The following is a 15855-nucleotide window of genomic DNA, read 5'->3' on the forward strand; positions in this document are numbered from 1 at the left end:
ATCAGGCAAAATCAGCGGGCTTGAATTTGCCGCGGGGCGTGTCAAATGTCGTTCCATGACAGATGCATCGACACTCCATGACGCGGCCGTGATCGGCGGCGGACCGGCGGGACTTGCGGCGGCCATCGCGCTGGCGCAAGCGGGTGCACGGACCGCGCTGGTGGCCCGGCGCGTGCCCTACGCCGACAATCGCACCACCGCGCTGCTCGGTGCCTCCATCGACCTGCTGGAGATGCTCGACGTCTGGTCGCGCTGCAAGGACAAGGCGGCAGCGCTGGAGGTCATGCGTCTCGTCGACGACACCGGCCGGCTATTCCGCAGCCCCGAGGTCCGCTTCTCCTGTCACGAAATCGGCCTCGATGCGTTCGGCTACAACATCGACAACCGCTCGCTGATGCTGGCGCTGGAGGCGCGCGCGGCTGAGCTGGCCAACCTCGTCCGCTTCGACGACGAGGCCGAAAGCGTCGTCATCGAAGCCGATGACGTCGCGGTGCGCACGGCCTCCGGACAGTTTCTCTCGGCCCGCCTGGTGGTCGGTGCCGACGGCCGGCACTCGCTGTGCCGCGAGGCCGCCGGCATCGCCGTGACGCGGCGCGAGCTGAACCAGACCGCGCTGACCTTCAACGTCGGCCACGCCCGGCCGCATCGCAATGTCTCGACCGAGTTCCACACGCCGCACGGTCCCTGCGTGTTCGTGCCCCTGCCCGGCAACCGCTCCAGCGTCGTCTGGGTCTCGGCGCCTGCGGAGGCCGAACGGCTTCGCGGCTTGAGCGATGAGGAGCTGTCCGCCGCAATCGAGAAGCAGTCGCATTCGATTCTGGGGCGCATGTCGGTCGAGCCCGGCCGTAACCTGTTCCCGCTCGCGATCGAACGTCCAAAATCCTTCGGCCGCGACCGCATCGCGCTGGTCGGCGAAGCCGCCCATGTCGTTCCGCCGATCGGCGCCCAGGGCCTCAATCTCGGCCTGCGCGATGCCGCCGACATGGCACGGCTCGCGGGCGAAGCCATCGCCTCGCGGCAGGATCCCGGCGCCGACGAGGTCCTGAAGCGTTACGAGCGCGCGCGGCGGCCGGACATTTTGAGTCGCACCTTTGCGATCGACATCGCCAACCGCTCACTGCTCAACGACTTCCTGCCGCTCCAGCCGGTCCGCGCCGTCGGCATGCACCTGCTCGGCGCCATCGGCCCGCTCCGGCGGTTTGCGATGCGCGAAGGGCTGACGCCGACGTGGCGGCGGTAGCCCGCGGGCTGACTCGCCAAGGGCGTGCTCGAACACCTCTCCCCGTTGCGGAGAGGTGCACATTCCGGCCCCTCACGGAAACGCCAGCCGCCCGCTCTGGATCGCCCACATCACGCTGGTCAGCGTGACCACGGACGCGAACGTTCCCAGCAGCACCGCCACGGAGGCAGATTCGATCCAGGCGTCGTTCTGTCGGGCGATCACGAACACATTCAGCGCCGGCGGCAGCGAGGCCATCAGGACGGCGGTGGCGGCCCAGGGCTGCGCGAACGGGCCGAACGCCAGCATCAGAGCGAACGCCGTGAGCGGATGGATCAGGAGCTTGACCGCGATCACGCCTGGCACCTCCCACGGCACCCGGTCGAACGGGCGGAGCGCCACCGTCACGCCGAGCACGAACAGCGCGGTCGGCGCGGCTGCGTTCTGGAGGAAGGTGATGGTGCGATCGAGCGCGACCGGCAGCTCGATATGAAGCGCTGCGACGGCCGCGCCAAAGCAGGCCGACATGATCAGCGGATTGAGCACGATCTGCTTCAGCACGACGCCAAAGGCGTGGACGAGCGAGGGATGATCGCGGTCGGAAAGCTCGATCAGGAGCGGCACGATCGTGAACAGGAAGATGCTGTCACAGCAGAAGATCAGCGCCGTCGGCGCCGCCGCCTTCGACCCCAGCACCGCGAGCGCCAAGCCCGGCCCCATATAGCCGATATTGCCGTAGCCGCCGGAGAGGCCGGCGAGCGTCGCTTCGCGCAGCGTCAGCCCGCCGAGCAGCTTGCCGACCATCAGCGCCAGCGTGAACGCTGCAACCGTCGACAGCGTGGTCGCTACCAGGAACGGCGGGTTATTCAATTCCGAAAACGGCGTCTTCGACATGATCGCGAACAGCAGCGCCGGCAGCGACACATAGAGGAGGAAGAAGTTCATCCAGGCGAGGCCCGATTCCGGGAGGGACTTGACCTTGCCGCACGCGAAACCAACGAAGATCAAGCCGAAATAAGGCAGCGCCAGATTGAGGATATCGACCATTGATGAAGTGTTTTCTGAAGTCTTGGGGGCTATCCGCCCCGGAAACGAAGGTTAATTCCAGACCTGGGCACTAGCATCGGCCACAATCCTGGTCTATCGACGGGGGATGATTAAAGCGCGGACCGCGAAATTCCAGATCGGACAGGTCGTTCGCCACCGGATCTTCTCGTTCCGGGGGGTGATCTTCGACATCGATCCGGAATTCAACAACACCGAGGAGTGGTGGCTGTCGATTCCCGAGGAGGTGCGGCCCCACAAGGACCAGCCGTTCTATCACCTGCTCGCGGAGAACGCGGAGTCGGAATACGTCGCCTATGTCTCGGAGCAGAACCTGTTGCCGGACGATTCCGGCGAGCCGGTCCGGCATTCTCAGGTCGCCGAGATCTTCATCAAGGACAAGGCCGGCGGCTATCGCCCGCGCAATCCCTCGCTGAACTGAAATTCGCCGTCAGCAAGCGGCAACAAAAAAGGCGCTCGAACCGAGCGCCTTTTTCATGTTTGGGATGCGATTACTTCTGACCAGCCGCAGATGCGCCCGGCGCGCCACCCTGCTGCTCGAGCTTCTTGCGCTGCTCCTCGGCCTTCTTCTGAAGCTCTTCCTGGAGCTTCTTCTGGGTTTCCTCGAACACCTTGGGATCGGTCGGCGGACCGTCATAGGCCTTCTGGAATTCGCCGGCGAGCGGCAGCGGCAGGGTCAGCGGCGCGCCGTTGGCATTGATCGCCTGGACAACGAGATTCTGGCCCTTCTTCATGTTGTTGATGAGTTCGGGCGTGGCCTCGTAGTCGGACATGCAGCCGTTCTGGAAGCAGATCACATACGGTTGCTGCAGCGGGGGATTGTTGTCCACGATGATGCGGGTGCCATGAACCAGCTGCATGCCGAGCGGCAGCGTCACGCGCAGGATCTTCTTGGGCTCGCCTTCCGGTTCGATGATGACGGCCGCGATGACCGGCTGGCCTGATTCGATGCGGCCGTCTTTGCCGGTGAAGCAGACCTGCTTGGCGTTGGCGTCCTGGCCCTTGAGGCAGAACTTGGTCCAGGGGGCGTAGATCAGCTGGATCTGCTGGTCGGCGGGCTGCGCCGCGCCCTGCTGGGCCGGAGCGCTCTGGGCGGGAGCCTGCTGGGCCTGCGGAGACGCCGCGGGCGCCGGAGCCTTTGGAGCAGCCTTGGGAGCCGCTTTCGGGGCGGCCTTCGGCGCGGCGGGCGCGCCCGGGGCCGGCGCAGGGGTCTGGGCCTCGGCGGCAAACGGAACGGCCAACGCCGTCGCCGTCAACAGGGCGAGAAGTCGCCCGCGCGGCCGGACGGACGCGGCCAAGTAACGAAAATTCATTGCGGAAAACCCTTTCTGAACGGGAAGTGCCCGAACCGCTCCGAAGCGCCGAACCTGGCCGCCTTGGGCGCGGCTCTCTCCCCGTCAATTGAGGCGGATAAGTGACGGGCTCGACGCTCTTGCGCGATTGCCCGCCTTCTTAACGTGGCCGACGAAAAGATCAATGCCGACAACCGTCTTTGACCGGGCTGGTGCCAACGCTCCATCAAATTCCCTGTGATAGGATTCAAGCCCGCCGGTCCCCGAATCACCGTGTGCCGATGTTCATGTTCCTGCGCCTTCTCGAGGGCTCCGGCGTCCGCCTCTGCGCCCTCGCCCTTGCTCTGGCCACCGGACTATCGGCAGGCGCCCGGGCCGAGGAGGCCCATGCCATCGCCATGCACGGCAAGCCGGCGATGCCGGCCGATTTCACCCACATGCCCTACGCCAACCCCGATGCCCCCAAGGGCGGCCGCCTGACCTGGGGTATTCTCGGCACCTTCGACAGCCTCAATCCCTTCATCGTGAAGGGATTGGCGGTGCAGCCGGTCCGCAGCTACGTCGTCGAGAGCCTGCTGGCGCGCGGCCAGGATGAGCCGTTCACGCTGCACGGCCTGCTCGCCAGGACGGTCGAAACCAATGACGAGCGAAGCTTCGTCACGTTCCGCCTCGATCCCCGCGCCCGCTTCTCCGACGGCAAGCAGGTAGCGGCCGAGGACGTGCTGTTCTCCTGGCAATTGCTGCGCGACCACGGCCGCCCCAATCACCGGCAGTACTACGCCAAAGTCGCCAAGGCCGAGGCGCCGGATTCCCTCACCGTCCGTTTCGACCTCACCGGCGCCAACGACCGAGAGCTGCCGCTGATCCTCGGCCTGATGCCGATCCTGCCGAAGCACGCGGTCGATGTCGCGACCTTCGAGGAGACGACGCTGGCGGCGCCGGTCGGCTCCGGTCCCTATCGCGTGACCGCGGTGAAGCCGGGCGCCAGCGTGACGCTCACCCGCAATCCCGATTACTGGGGCCGCGACCTCGCCATCAATCGCGGGCTCTACAATTTCGACGAGATCAGGCTCGATTATTTTCGCGAGGCCAACGGCCAGTTCGAGGCCTTCAAGCGCGGCCTCTACGATTTCCGGGTCGAGAACGAGCCCTTGCGCTGGCACGACGGCTACGATTTTCCGGCCGCCAGAAGCGGCGAGGTGATCCGCGACACCATCAAGCCCGGCGTGCCGCAGCCTTCCGAATTCCTGGTGTTCAACGCGCGACGTCCGATCTTCGCCGACGTCCGCGTGCGGCAGGCCTTGACGCTGCTGTTCGATTTCGAGCTGGTCAATCGCAACTATTTCTTCGGCCTCTATTCGCGTGTGGCCGGCTATTTCGCCGGATCGGAGCTGTCGGCCTATGGCCGCCCTGCGGATGCGCGCGAGCGTGAGCTGCTGAAGCCCTTCGCCGCGCAGATCCCGCGCGACGTCATGGACGGCAGCTACCGCCTGCCGGTCACCGACGGCTCGGGGCGCGATCGCACCACCCTGCGCGCCGCGCTCAAGCTGTTGTCGGAGGCCGGCTACGATCTCGAAGGAACAGTGCTGCGCAATCGCGCGACCAAGGCGCCCTTCACCTTCGAGATCATGGTCACGACCCGCGACCAGGAGCGCATCGCGCTCGCGTTCCAGCGCGACCTCAAGCGTGCCGGCATCGAGCCGAGCGTTCGCTCGGTCGATCCCGTGCAGTTCGACCAGCGCCGGCTCGCTTACGAGTTCGACATGATCCAGAACCGCTGGGACCAGTCGCTGTCGCCCGGCAACGAGCAGTATTTCTATTGGGGCAGCGCCGCCGCCGACAATCCCGGCACTCGCAATTACATGGGCGCCAGGGATCCCGCGGTCGATGCCATGATCGCTGCCCTGCTCGAGGCCCACGAACGTACGGATTTCGTCTCGGCGGTGCGCGCGCTCGACCGCGCCCTGATCGCGGGCTTCTATACGATCCCGCTGTTTAACGTACCGGAGCAATGGATCGCGCGCTGGAATCGGATAGAACGGCCCAAGGCCACCTCGCTCTCGGGCTATTTGCCGGAGACCTGGTGGTCGAAGGGGCCGCCGCAAGCTCAACAAGCAAAGTGACGCCGTGAACCAGCCAGCAATATCGCCGACGCTCGACACGCTGTTTCAGCGCACGCTGACGCGGCAGCCGCACGCAACCGCTCTGCTCGATCCCCTCAACAAGGCGCGCGTCACCGGGCATCAGCCGCGGCGGATGAGCTACGCCGAGGCCGACACGGCCATCGAGGCACTGTCGGCGCATTTCGTCGAATCGGGGCTGCCGGCCAATTCCATCGTTGCGATCCAGTTGCCGAACACGGTCGAGTTCGTGCTCACCGTGCTCGCCGCCCATCGCGCCGGCCTCGTCGTCGCCGTGCTGCCGCTGCTGTGGCGCCATGCGGAACTGACCGCGGCGCTCAACCGCACCGCGGCGCGCGCCATCGTCACCATGAGCACGGTCGACGGCATCGGCCATGCAGACCTCGCGATGCACGCCGCTGCCGAGGCGTTCTCGATCCGTCATGTCTGCGGCTTCGGAGGCAATCTGCCCGAGGGCATGGCTTCGCTCGACGACGTTCTGGCCCGCCCGCCCGGCACCACGCGCGCCGTGATCCAGGACGGCCGCAAGGCGGCGATGATCTCCTTCGACGTCACCGCGGAGGGCTTTCGCCCCGTGCCGCGGCCGCATTTCAGCCTGATTGCCGGTGGCCTCGCGATGTCGCTCGAAGCCGACATCAAGCAAGGCGCAACCGTGATGGCGGCATTCACGCCGATGTCGTTTGCAGGCCTCGCCTCCTCCCTCGCGGTGTGGCTGCTCTCGGGCGGAACGCTGGCGCTGCATCATCCCTTCGACAACGAGGTGCTGGAGCAGCAGATCAACGAGCACGAGTGCGAGGTGCTGATCGCGCCCGCACAGTTCGCGCTGCGCCTCGGCGATGCCGGCCTGGCGGCGCGGATGCCGAGCTTACGCAACGTCATCGGCCTGTGGCGCGCGCCCGAGCAGGTCGCGGCGAGCGATGCCTGGATCGCGCCGCATGCACCGCTGACCGACGTCTATCTGTTCGGCGAGGCCGGATTGTTCGGCGCCCGCCGCGGCGAGGACGGCATGCCGGTGCCGGTGATGCCCGGGCCGCACGGCGCCCCGCGCGAGCAGTCGGGCTCCTCCATCGCCGGCGAGATCCTGCTGACCTCGAAGGGCACGCTCGGCCTGCGCGGGCCGATGGTACCGATCGCAGCTTATGCCCCGCCGCAGCCGGTCGGCGAGACGCTGACGGCGCAGCCGCCGCGCGATTATGTCGACACCGGCTATGCGGCGCGGCTCGACCGTACCAGCGGCGCAATCTGCATCACCGCGCCGCCTTCCGGCATCATGGCGGTCGGCGGCTACCGTTTCCTCTCCAACGATCTCCAGGAATGGGCGCGCCGGCTCGGCCAGGGCGCCCTGCTCACGGCGCTGCCCGACCGCCTCTCCGGGCACCGGCTTGCCGGGCGCGCCCAGGACAATGCCCGCGCCCGCGAGGCGCTCAGCGAGCTCGGGCTTAACCCCCTGATGGTTGAGGCTTTTCGCGACCGCTCCGGGCCTGCTTGAGCACAGTTTCGCCTGTCACATTGACGCAGCATTAAGGCGACCCGACTAGACTGCGCGGCATCTGTTGCGTGATCTCGAGTCTATTGATGTCCCAGGCGGGCCCGATCCTGTTTGTGTCCGATGCCCAGCGCCCGGCCTTCGTGGCGGCGCTGGACGAGGCCCGGCTGTTTCCCGTGGTCGACAGCGATTGGGCCGGCGCGGCGCGCGCGGTCGAAGCGGTGCAGCCGGCCGCGGTTCTCGCCGCGATGCATGCCGGACACGAGCCGCATGTGACGCTCCTCGCAAGGAAGATCGCCGATCAATCGCCTTACGTTCCCTTGGTGGCCCTGGATGCGGCGGGCATGCTGCCGCACAACGCCCTGCCCTTCTCCTCGCGCGGCGGCAATCCCGACCGCCTGATCGCGCGGCTCCGTGCCGCGCTACGCGTGCGCACACTGCATGCAACGGTGCTGCGCCGGCTGCCGGAAGCGAAGGTCACGCTGCCGGCGGGCGATCCCGCACGCGACGCCACCGTGCTGCTGATCGGTCGCGGCGCTGCCTATCCCGCGCTCTCCGTCGCGCTGGGTGAGCGCGTCGGCGTGGTCGGCGCGCTCTCGATCGAGGCCGCCGCCAAACACCTCAACACCCGCGACCTCGACGGCGTTGTGCTCGCCGAAGGTTTCACCGCGCGCGTGACCGATGCCTTCCTCACGGTGCTCGCGGAGGACACCCGCTTCCGCAGCCTGCCCGTGATCGTCACCGCGCACCAGCTGACGCAAACTAACGACCTGCCCAATCTCGAGCTGATCCAGGGCGAGCCGGCCAAGGTCGCCGCCAACGCGCTGCCCTTGATCCGCCAGCACGCGATGGAAGCGCAGCTGAGCCGCACGCTGCGCTCAATCGATGCCGGCGGCTGGCTCGATCCACGCAGCGGCCTGCTCACGACGGAAGCCTTTGCCCGGGATTTTGCCAAGGCAGTGGAGCAGACGCTCGCCCGCGGCGGCGGCCTCTCGGTCGCCCGCTTCGCCTTCGATCCCAATAATTCCCGCGCCCAGCTCGATGCCGCACGTATCCTCAGCCGCCTGATGCGCCAGATGGATTTTGGCGCGGCACAGAAGGACGGCTCCGTCATCGTCGTGTTCGCGGAGACCGACTTCCGCACCGCTCATATGATCGCCCGCCGCCTGTCCGCGGTGATGCGGCACACGTCCAATGGCAAGCACGAGATGCGCAGCGATCCCGTCGTCAGCGTGGACTCGCTATCGCCGTCGGATACGGCAAGGTCACTGCTGGCGCGGCTGTCGGCGGACGCGTCGCGGGCGGCCTCGTAGTTTTCTCGCGCGCTATCGCAACAAGCACCGTCATTGCGAGCGCAGCGAAGCAAATCCAGACTGTCTCTGTGGGAAGATTCTGGATTGCTTCGTCGCAAGGGCTCCACGCAATGACGTGGTGAGACTGGTGCCCTACGCCGCCTTCTTGCTCTCGGCGAGCTGCGCCAGCTGCCGCATGATCTCGGTCGTGCCGGCGAGGCGCTCTTCCGGCGTCTCCCAGTCCTGCAGGAACACCACCTTCATGTCGGGCCGCACCTTGGCGGCCTGGCCATGGCTGCGGATGAAGGTCACGAGGCGGTCGGGATGGGCGAAGGAATTGTCGCGGAAGACGATGACGGCGCCCTTCGGGCCGGCGTCGATCTTCTCGACATTGGCGCGTCGGCAGAACGCCTTGATCGCGGCGACCTTGAAGAGGTAGCGCACCTCGTCCGGCAGCACGCCGAAGCGATCGCGCATCTCGGCGCCGAAGTTCTCGATCTCCTCCTCGGTGTCGAGATCGGCAAGACGCCGGTACAGCGACAGCCGCACCGAGAGGTCGCTGACGTAATCCTCGGGGATGAGCACGGGCATGCCGATGGTGATCTGCGGCGACCAGCGGTCGGCGGCGGGCTCGGAGACGCCGGCCTTGAGATTGACGATCGCCTCCTCCAGCATCGACTGGTAGAGCTCGAAGCCGACCTCCTTGATGTGGCCGGACTGTTCCTCGCCGAGCAGATTGCCGGCGCCGCGGATGTCGAGGTCGTGCGAGGCGAGCTGGAAGCCGGCGCCCAGTGTCTCCAGCGATTGCAGCACGGTGAGCCGGCGCTCGGCCTGCGCGGTGATCTTCTGCTGCGCCGGCAGCGTGAACAGCGCATAGGCGCGCAGCTTGGAGCGGCCGACGCGGCCGCGGAGCTGGTAGAGCTGGGCGAGGCCAAACATGTCGGCGCGGTGCACGATCAACGTGTTGGCGTTGGGGATGTCGAGGCCCGACTCGACAATCGTCGTGGACAGCAGAATGTCGAACTTGCCGTCGTAGAATGCGGTCATGATGTCCTCGATCACGGCGGGCGGCATCTGGCCGTGCGCGACCGCGACCTTCATCTCCGGCACGTTCTTGTCGAGGAAGTCCTTGACCTCGGCGAGGTCGTCGATGCGCGGCACCACGTAGAACGCCTGGCCGCCGCGATAGCGCTCGCGCAAGAGCGCCTCGCGGATCATCAAGGGATCGTGCGGGGCGACGAAGGTGCGCACCGCAAGTCGGTCGACAGGGGGCGAGGCGATGATCGAGAGCTCGCGGACGCCGGTCAGCGCCAGCTGCAGCGTCCGCGGGATCGGCGTCGCCGACAGCGTCAGCACGTGGACCTCGGCACGCAGCGCCTTCAGCCGCTCCTTGTGGCTGACGCCGAAATGCTGCTCCTCGTCGACGATGAGCAGGCCAAGGTCGCGGAATTTGATGGTCTTGCCGAGCAGCGCGTGCGTGCCGACGACGATGTCGACGGAGCCGTCGGCAATGCCCTTCTTCACCTCGTTGAGCTGTTTGGTGGGGATCAGCCGTGAGGCCTGCGCGATGTTGACCGGGAAGCCTTTGAACCGCTCGACGAAGGTCCTGTAGTGCTGGCGCGCCAGCAGCGTGGTCGGCACCACGACCGCGACTTGCTTGCCGTCGAGCGCCACCGCAAAGGCGGCGCGCAGCGCCACCTCGGTCTTGCCGAAGCCGACGTCGCCGCAGATCAGCCGGTCCATGGGGCGGCCCTTTTCGAGATCCTTCAGCGTGGACTCGATGGCCCCTAACTGGTCCTCGGTCTCGTCATAGGGGAAGCGCGCGCAGAACTCGTCGTAGAGGCCCTGCTGCACCGGCAGCTTCGGCGCCTCGTGCAGCATGCGTTCGGCCGCGATCTTGATCAGCTCGCCCGCGATCTCGCGGATGCGGTTCTTCAGTTTTGCCTTGCGGGTCTGCCAGCCCGAACCGCCGAGACGATCGAGCTCGACACTGGTCTGATCGGAGCCGTAGCGCGACAAGAGCTCGATGTTCTCGACCGGGAGGAACAACTTGGTCTCGGCGGCATAATGCAGCTCGAGGCAGTCATGCGGCGCGCCGGCAACATCCAGGGTCTGCAGGCCGATGAAGCGGCCGATGCCGTGCTCGACATGGACGACGATGTCGCCGGCAGCCAGACTCGTCACCTCCGAGATGAAATTGTCGAGCTTGCGGCTCGCCTTGCGCGGCCGCACCAGGCGGTCGCCCAAAATGTCCTGCTCGCTGATGACAGCGATCTCGTCGGTCTCGAAACCGCTTTCGAGGCCGAGCACGGCCAGCATGGTCTCGTTGCGCGGCGTCGCCTGCACCGTGCGCCAGCTGTTGACGCTGGTGGTATGGGCGAGCTTGTGGTCGCGCAGCATCGAGGTCATGCGGTCGCGCGAGCCTTCGGTCCACAGCGCAATCACCACCTTCTTGCGCTGCGCCTGCAGTGCCATGACGTGGCTGACCACGGACTCGAACACGTTGACGCTTGTGTCGTTGCGCTCCGGCGCGAAATCGCGGCCCTTGCGCGCGCCGGCATCGACGACGCCGGTGCCGTCGGTCGGCACCGAGAATTGCGTCAGACGAGCCAACGGGATCTCGCCGAGGCGCCTGGTCCATTCCTCGTCGGTCAGATAGAGCCGGTCGGGCGGCAGCGGCTTGTAGATGGCGCCGCCGCCGGGATGCTCCATCGCCTCGCGGCGGGCCTGGTAGTAGTCGAGGATCTGCTTGAACCGCTCGCGGACGGCGTCCTCGGCCTGCGGCTCGATCGCAACAGTCGCGCCTTGCAGATAATCGAACAGCGTGTCCATCCGGTCCTGGAACAGCGGCAGCCAGTGCTCCATGCCGGGATGGCGGCGGCCTTCGCTGACGGCCTCGTAGAGCGCATCATCACGCTCGGGCGCGCCGAACTCGGCGACATAGCCCATACGGAAACGGCGGATGGTATCGGTGACGAGCTGGAACTCGGAGACCGGCACGAGATCGAGCGAGCGCATGTCGAGCAGCGTGCGCTGGGTCTCGGCATCGAAGGAGCGGATCGATTCCAGGCTGTCGCCGAAGAAGTCGAAGCGGACCGGCTGCTCGAGCCCGGCCGGAAACAGGTCGAGGATGCCGCCGCGCACGGCGTATTCGCCGGGCTCGCGCACGGTAGAGGAACGGTTGTAGCCGTTGTGCTCGAGCCAGGCGACGACGGTGTCCATCGGCACGACGTTGCCCGGTGCGACCGACAGCGCCTGCGCCGCGACGAGCTCGCGTGCGGGCACGCGCTGCACCACGGCGTTCACCGTGGTCAGCACGATCAGTGGCTTGTCGCTGCCGGTGAGCGAGGCCAGCCGCGCCAGCGTGGTCAGGCGCTGCGCGAGGATGCCACCATGCGGCGAGACGCGGTCATAGGGCTGGCAATCCCAGGCCGGAAAGGTCAGCACCGGCAGATCGGGCGCAAAGAATTGCAGTGCGCGTTCGAGCTGCTGCATGCGCCCGCCGTCGCGGCAGACCACCGCGAGGCTGACCGCCGGCTTCTTCGGCCGCGCCGCAATGGCGCGGGCGAGATCGGAGACGACGAGGCCTTCCGCGCCTTCTGCGACATTGGCGAGCGTCAGCGCGTGGCCGGGCGCGAGCAGCTCGGCCGGCGATTTCATCCCCTGCTTCATACGCTACCGTCCGCGATCGGAAACGCCTTGATGCGGGCAAACAGCGCGCCGGTGACGTCAGCCGGCAGCACCTTGTCGCCGGTGATGGCGGCATAGAGATCGGGATCGTTGACTTCGAGCAGGCGCTCGAGCTCACCGAGCTCGGCATCGGACAGATTGCCGATCTCGGCATCGGCGAAGCGGCCGAGGATCAGATCCATCTCGCGCGTGCCGCGATGCCAGCAGCGGAACAAAAGCCGCTTGCGGCGGTCATCAAGGCCGCTGCTCGATCGTGTCGTTCCCGTCATGTCTCAAATCCAGTCAAACGCAGAAAGCCCGGACGTGCCGGGCGGGGGTGATATAGCCACTCGGGGTGGCCATGTCAGCCCTCGATTTGGCATGGGCCGGTGCCGGCGCAGGGCACGAAAAAAGACGTGGATGCCCGGCATAAAGCCGGGCATGACGGGCCGAAACGATCCTGGATTCGTCTCATGCGCCCCAGCCTGCTCAATCCACTGTTTGCTCCCGTGACCAGCCTGCCCGGCGTCGGTCCCAAGCAGGACAAGCTGCTGCAGTACCTGCTCGGCCGGAGCCAGACGCCGCGGCTGGTCGATCTGCTGTTGCATCTGCCGAGCCAGGTCATCGACCGCCGGGCGCGGCCAAAAATCCGCGACGCCGCCGTTGGAACCATGGTGACGCTGGAGGTCACCGTCGATCGCCACCGCCCGCCTCCGCCGCGCAACGTGCGCGCCCCCTATCTGGTGTACGCCAGCGACGACACCGGCGATGTCGTTCTGACCTTCTTCCGCGCCAAGCCGGGCTATGTCGAAAAACTGCTGCCGATGGGCGCGAAGCGCTACGTCTCCGGAACGCTGCAGATGTATGACGGCATCCCGCAGATCGTGCATCCTGATCGCGTGCTCGACGAGGAGGCGATCTCAAAGCTCTCCGGGATCGATCCGGTCTATCCGCTAACCGAAGGGCTCGCGCTCGGCTCGCTCCGCCGCGCGATCGCGCAGGCGCTGCAGAAGCTGCCCGCTCTGCCGGAATGGATCAGTCCCGAGGTGCTGCGCCGTTGCAATTTTCCCCCCGTCGCGGAAGCGCTGACGCGTGTGCACCAACCGGTCGAGCTCACGGACATTTTGCCCGATCATCCGTTCTGGTCACGACTCGCGTTCGATGAGCTTCTGGCCGGGCAGCTCGCGCTCGCGCTGATCCGCGCACAGCTGCGTCGGCCGGCCGGCGTCCGCAATGCCGGCGACGGCCACCTGCGCAACAAGATCATCGACGCCCTGCCCTACGCACTGACGCCCTCCCAGCGTGGCGCCGCGGCCGCTATCGCCGAGGATCTGAAGCAGCCGGTGCGCATGCTGCGCCTGCTCCAGGGCGACGTCGGCTCGGGCAAAACGGTCGTCGCGCTGCTCGCGGCCGCCGCGGTCGCCGAAGTCGGCAAGCAGGCCGCGCTGATGGCGCCGACGGAAATTTTGGCGCGCCAGCACATCAAGACCATCGCTCCGCTCGCCGAGCGCGCCGGCATGCGGGTTGCGATCCTCACCGGCCGCGAGAAGGGCAAGGAGCGGCGCGAGATCATCGCCCAGCTCGCAGAAGGCGAAATCGACCTTCTCGTCGGCACTCACGCGCTGATCCAGGATGACGTGATCTTCCATGATCTCGCGCTTGCCATCGTCGACGAGCAGCACCGTTTTGGCGTGCGCGAGCGCCTCGCGCTCACGTCCAAGGGCGAGGCCGTCGACGTGCTGGTGTTGAGCGCGACGCCGATCCCGCGCACGCTGGTGCTGACCTATTTCGGCGACATGGACATCTCCGAGTTGCGCGAAAAGCCCGCCGGGCGCCAGCCGATCGACACCCGCGCGGTGCCGATGAGCCGCATCAGCGAGGTCATGGAGGGTGTCGGCCGCGCGCTCGAAGCCGGCAAGCTGGTCTACTGGATCTGCCCGCTGGTCGACGAATCCGAGGCCGAAGGCACCGAGCACTTGACCAATGCGACCAAACGATTCGAGAGCCTGCAAAAACGCTTCGGCGAACGTGTCGGGCTCGTCCACGGCCAGATGAAAGGCACGGAAAAGGACCGTGTGATGGGCCGGTTCGCTGCGCATGAGATCGGGCTCCTGGTCGCCACCACCGTGGTCGAGGTCGGCGTCGACGTCCCGGCCGCGACCATCATGGTGATCGAGAATGCCGAGCGCTTTGGCCTCGCCCAGCTGCACCAGCTGCGCGGCCGCATCGGGCGCGGCTCGGAAGCCTCGACCTGCATCCTGCTCTACGATGAGCCGCTCGGCGAGATGTCGAAGGCGCGGCTGAAAGTGATTCGCGAGACCACCGACGGCTTCCGCATCGCCGAGGAGGACCTGAAGCTGCGCGGCGAAGGCGATGTGCTGGGCGTGCGCCAGAGCGGTCTGCCCGGCTACCGCATCGCGCGCCCTGAGGTGCACGGCCAGCTCATCTCCCAGGCCCGCGACGAGGCGTTGCGCATCCTGAAGGATGATCCGAAGCTAAAAGGCGAGCGCGGCGAGGCGCTGCGGTGCTTGCTGTATCTTTATGAACGCGACGAGGCGATCCCGTTGATCGGGGCGGGTTAGTACGGCGTTCCCCAAACAATCTTTACTCGGCGCGCAGTTCATCCAAGTGCTGGATGATAAAGCTACACTTCGTTGCGACGCGAGGCGCGCTGTCTTCGGCCTCATAGGCGCGCAGAGCATGTCCAATTGCTGATCGATCCCCACACCCCTTCAGCTTGGGATCAAGTATAGTCAAAATCCTCGCTTGGCCTTGTCGTGGAATACAGCTTGCCAGCGCATCCAGCGCTACAAGACTGAGCGGACGGCCGCTCTCAAGCCAACTCTGAACTCGGCTCCAATGAAGATCGGAAAGGGATGCAAGCTGCCCCCAGGACGCAGTGACATCCTGGCGCGGGACATGGCTCTCGATCCAATCCAGCACAACGGGCGCGCGAAACCACGACAAGGCTGACATTTGTTTCTCCAGATCTCGGCCGTGGACCGCTTGTAAGGCGTGGATCGTCTGATGAAGTCCCTCGGGAGCCGGCAAGCACTTTGCGGCCGCCTCGGCCCAGACGAACAGCGGTCCATCACGCCCAGCTCTGTTGAATTGCGCGCGCACCCATGGTGCAGCCGGGCTGCCGACGACATTCGCGCACAGTTGGACCATCGTCTCCCACACTTGCCGATTGCCCGCCTCCGCGCGATCCTCAATCGCCGCGAGAATCGTGCTGGTGGCGAATGGCCTGAACGCTTCAAGTTCCTCCTTTCCGAGATGCCACCGCGTGACGCAGAAATCGATCAGGCGCTCAAGCGATCCGGCGCACATTTCCAGTGTGGGCGCATGCTTCTCCTCGGGTACGTCCTCTTCCACGTCCGGTTGGCAGGCTCGTCCGTCCTGATCATAGAAATCGTCATGCAGCAGGAATTTGGTCCAACTATGCAAGGCAGCAAGGTTGAACCACTCGATGGGCCGGAGTGCATAGTGTCGGAGACGATCCGCACATTCGTGACATAGACTATACGGCTGCCGGGGATCATCGTCGCGAACGTCTTCAACAGCCGGTGCTTGGCGACACGCTTGGCAAATCCAATGAACTCCGATTTCCTTAGTCATGAACCCTCGGGGTGATAGGTGCGTGTTTTGGTCGGGTTGGCGGACTATGGGCAAGGCATGGCTCTTTGCCGCC

Annotated in this window: 11 protein-coding genes; 6 read left to right on the forward strand and 5 right to left on the reverse strand. The window is 66.2% G+C overall.

The window, feature by feature from the left end:
- Positions 1 to 55: 55 nt before the first annotated feature.
- Entirely contained in the window at positions 56 to 1240 is a 1185-nt protein-coding gene (locus P6U28_RS13720; protein ID WP_122403216.1) for a UbiH/UbiF family hydroxylase, read from the forward strand.
- A 72-nt stretch (positions 1241 to 1312) separates the two neighbouring features.
- Here P6U28_RS13720 and P6U28_RS13725 read toward each other — a convergent pair whose 3' ends face one another.
- Positions 1313 to 2266, reverse strand: coding sequence for an AEC family transporter (locus P6U28_RS13725; protein WP_122403215.1), 954 nt, complete (start codon positions 2264 to 2266; stop codon positions 1313 to 1315).
- 106 nt (positions 2267 to 2372) lie between these two features.
- On the opposite strand from P6U28_RS13725, the gene hspQ reads away from it, so the two are divergent.
- The gene (hspQ, locus tag P6U28_RS13730; protein ID WP_008564941.1) at positions 2373 to 2705 is read left to right on the forward strand and encodes a heat shock protein HspQ; all 333 of its coding nucleotides are present in this window, start codon (positions 2373 to 2375) and stop codon (positions 2703 to 2705) included.
- A gap of 70 nt (positions 2706 to 2775) precedes the next feature.
- Here the strand turns inward: hspQ and P6U28_RS13735 are convergent, their stop codons facing one another.
- Complete coding sequence (locus tag P6U28_RS13735) at positions 2776 to 3597, reverse strand: invasion associated locus B family protein (protein WP_122403214.1); 822 nt, start codon at positions 3595 to 3597, stop codon at positions 2776 to 2778.
- 260 nt (positions 3598 to 3857) lie between these two features.
- On the opposite strand from P6U28_RS13735, the gene P6U28_RS13740 reads away from it, so the two are divergent.
- The 3 genes from P6U28_RS13740 to P6U28_RS13750 all read left to right on the forward strand — a co-directional run bounded on the left by P6U28_RS13740 (position 3858) and on the right by P6U28_RS13750 (position 8516).
- Positions 3858 to 5699, forward strand: coding sequence for an extracellular solute-binding protein (locus P6U28_RS13740; RefSeq protein WP_162500598.1), 1842 nt, complete (start codon positions 3858 to 3860; stop codon positions 5697 to 5699).
- 4 nt (positions 5700 to 5703) lie between these two features.
- Positions 5704 to 7206 carry a class I adenylate-forming enzyme family protein gene (locus P6U28_RS13745; RefSeq protein WP_122403212.1) on the forward strand — a complete coding sequence of 501 codons (1503 nt, stop codon included), beginning with the start codon at positions 5704 to 5706 and terminating at the stop codon, positions 7204 to 7206.
- Between the two features lie 86 nt (positions 7207 to 7292).
- On the forward strand, positions 7293 to 8516 hold the full coding sequence (locus tag P6U28_RS13750; RefSeq protein ID WP_407122439.1) for a GGDEF domain-containing protein: 1224 nt from the start codon (positions 7293 to 7295) through the stop codon (positions 8514 to 8516).
- 132 nt (positions 8517 to 8648) lie between these two features.
- Here P6U28_RS13750 and mfd read toward each other — a convergent pair whose 3' ends face one another.
- Positions 8649 to 12167, reverse strand: coding sequence for a transcription-repair coupling factor (mfd, locus tag P6U28_RS13755; RefSeq protein WP_407122441.1), 3519 nt, complete (start codon positions 12165 to 12167; stop codon positions 8649 to 8651).
- The gene (locus P6U28_RS13760; RefSeq protein ID WP_407122443.1) at positions 12164 to 12454 is read right to left on the reverse strand and encodes a succinate dehydrogenase assembly factor 2; all 291 of its coding nucleotides are present in this window, start codon (positions 12452 to 12454) and stop codon (positions 12164 to 12166) included. Before P6U28_RS13760 ends, mfd begins: the two co-directional genes overlap by 4 nt.
- 183 nt (positions 12455 to 12637) lie before the next feature.
- On the opposite strand from P6U28_RS13760, the gene recG reads away from it, so the two are divergent.
- A complete protein-coding gene (gene recG / locus P6U28_RS13765) occupies positions 12638 to 14746 on the forward strand; it encodes an ATP-dependent DNA helicase RecG (protein WP_407122444.1) in 2109 nt (702 codons plus the stop codon).
- Positions 14747 to 14768: 22 nt separating this feature from the next.
- Here the strand turns inward: recG and P6U28_RS13770 are convergent, their stop codons facing one another.
- Positions 14769 to 15782 carry a hypothetical protein gene (locus P6U28_RS13770; protein ID WP_407122446.1) on the reverse strand — a complete coding sequence of 338 codons (1014 nt, stop codon included), beginning with the start codon at positions 15780 to 15782 and terminating at the stop codon, positions 14769 to 14771.
- Positions 15783 to 15855 lie beyond the last annotated feature (73 nt).

Origin of the sequence: Bradyrhizobium sp. STM 3561, assembly GCF_045571455.1 — a bacterium.
GTDB lineage: Bacteria > Pseudomonadota > Alphaproteobacteria > Rhizobiales > Xanthobacteraceae > Bradyrhizobium > Bradyrhizobium vignae.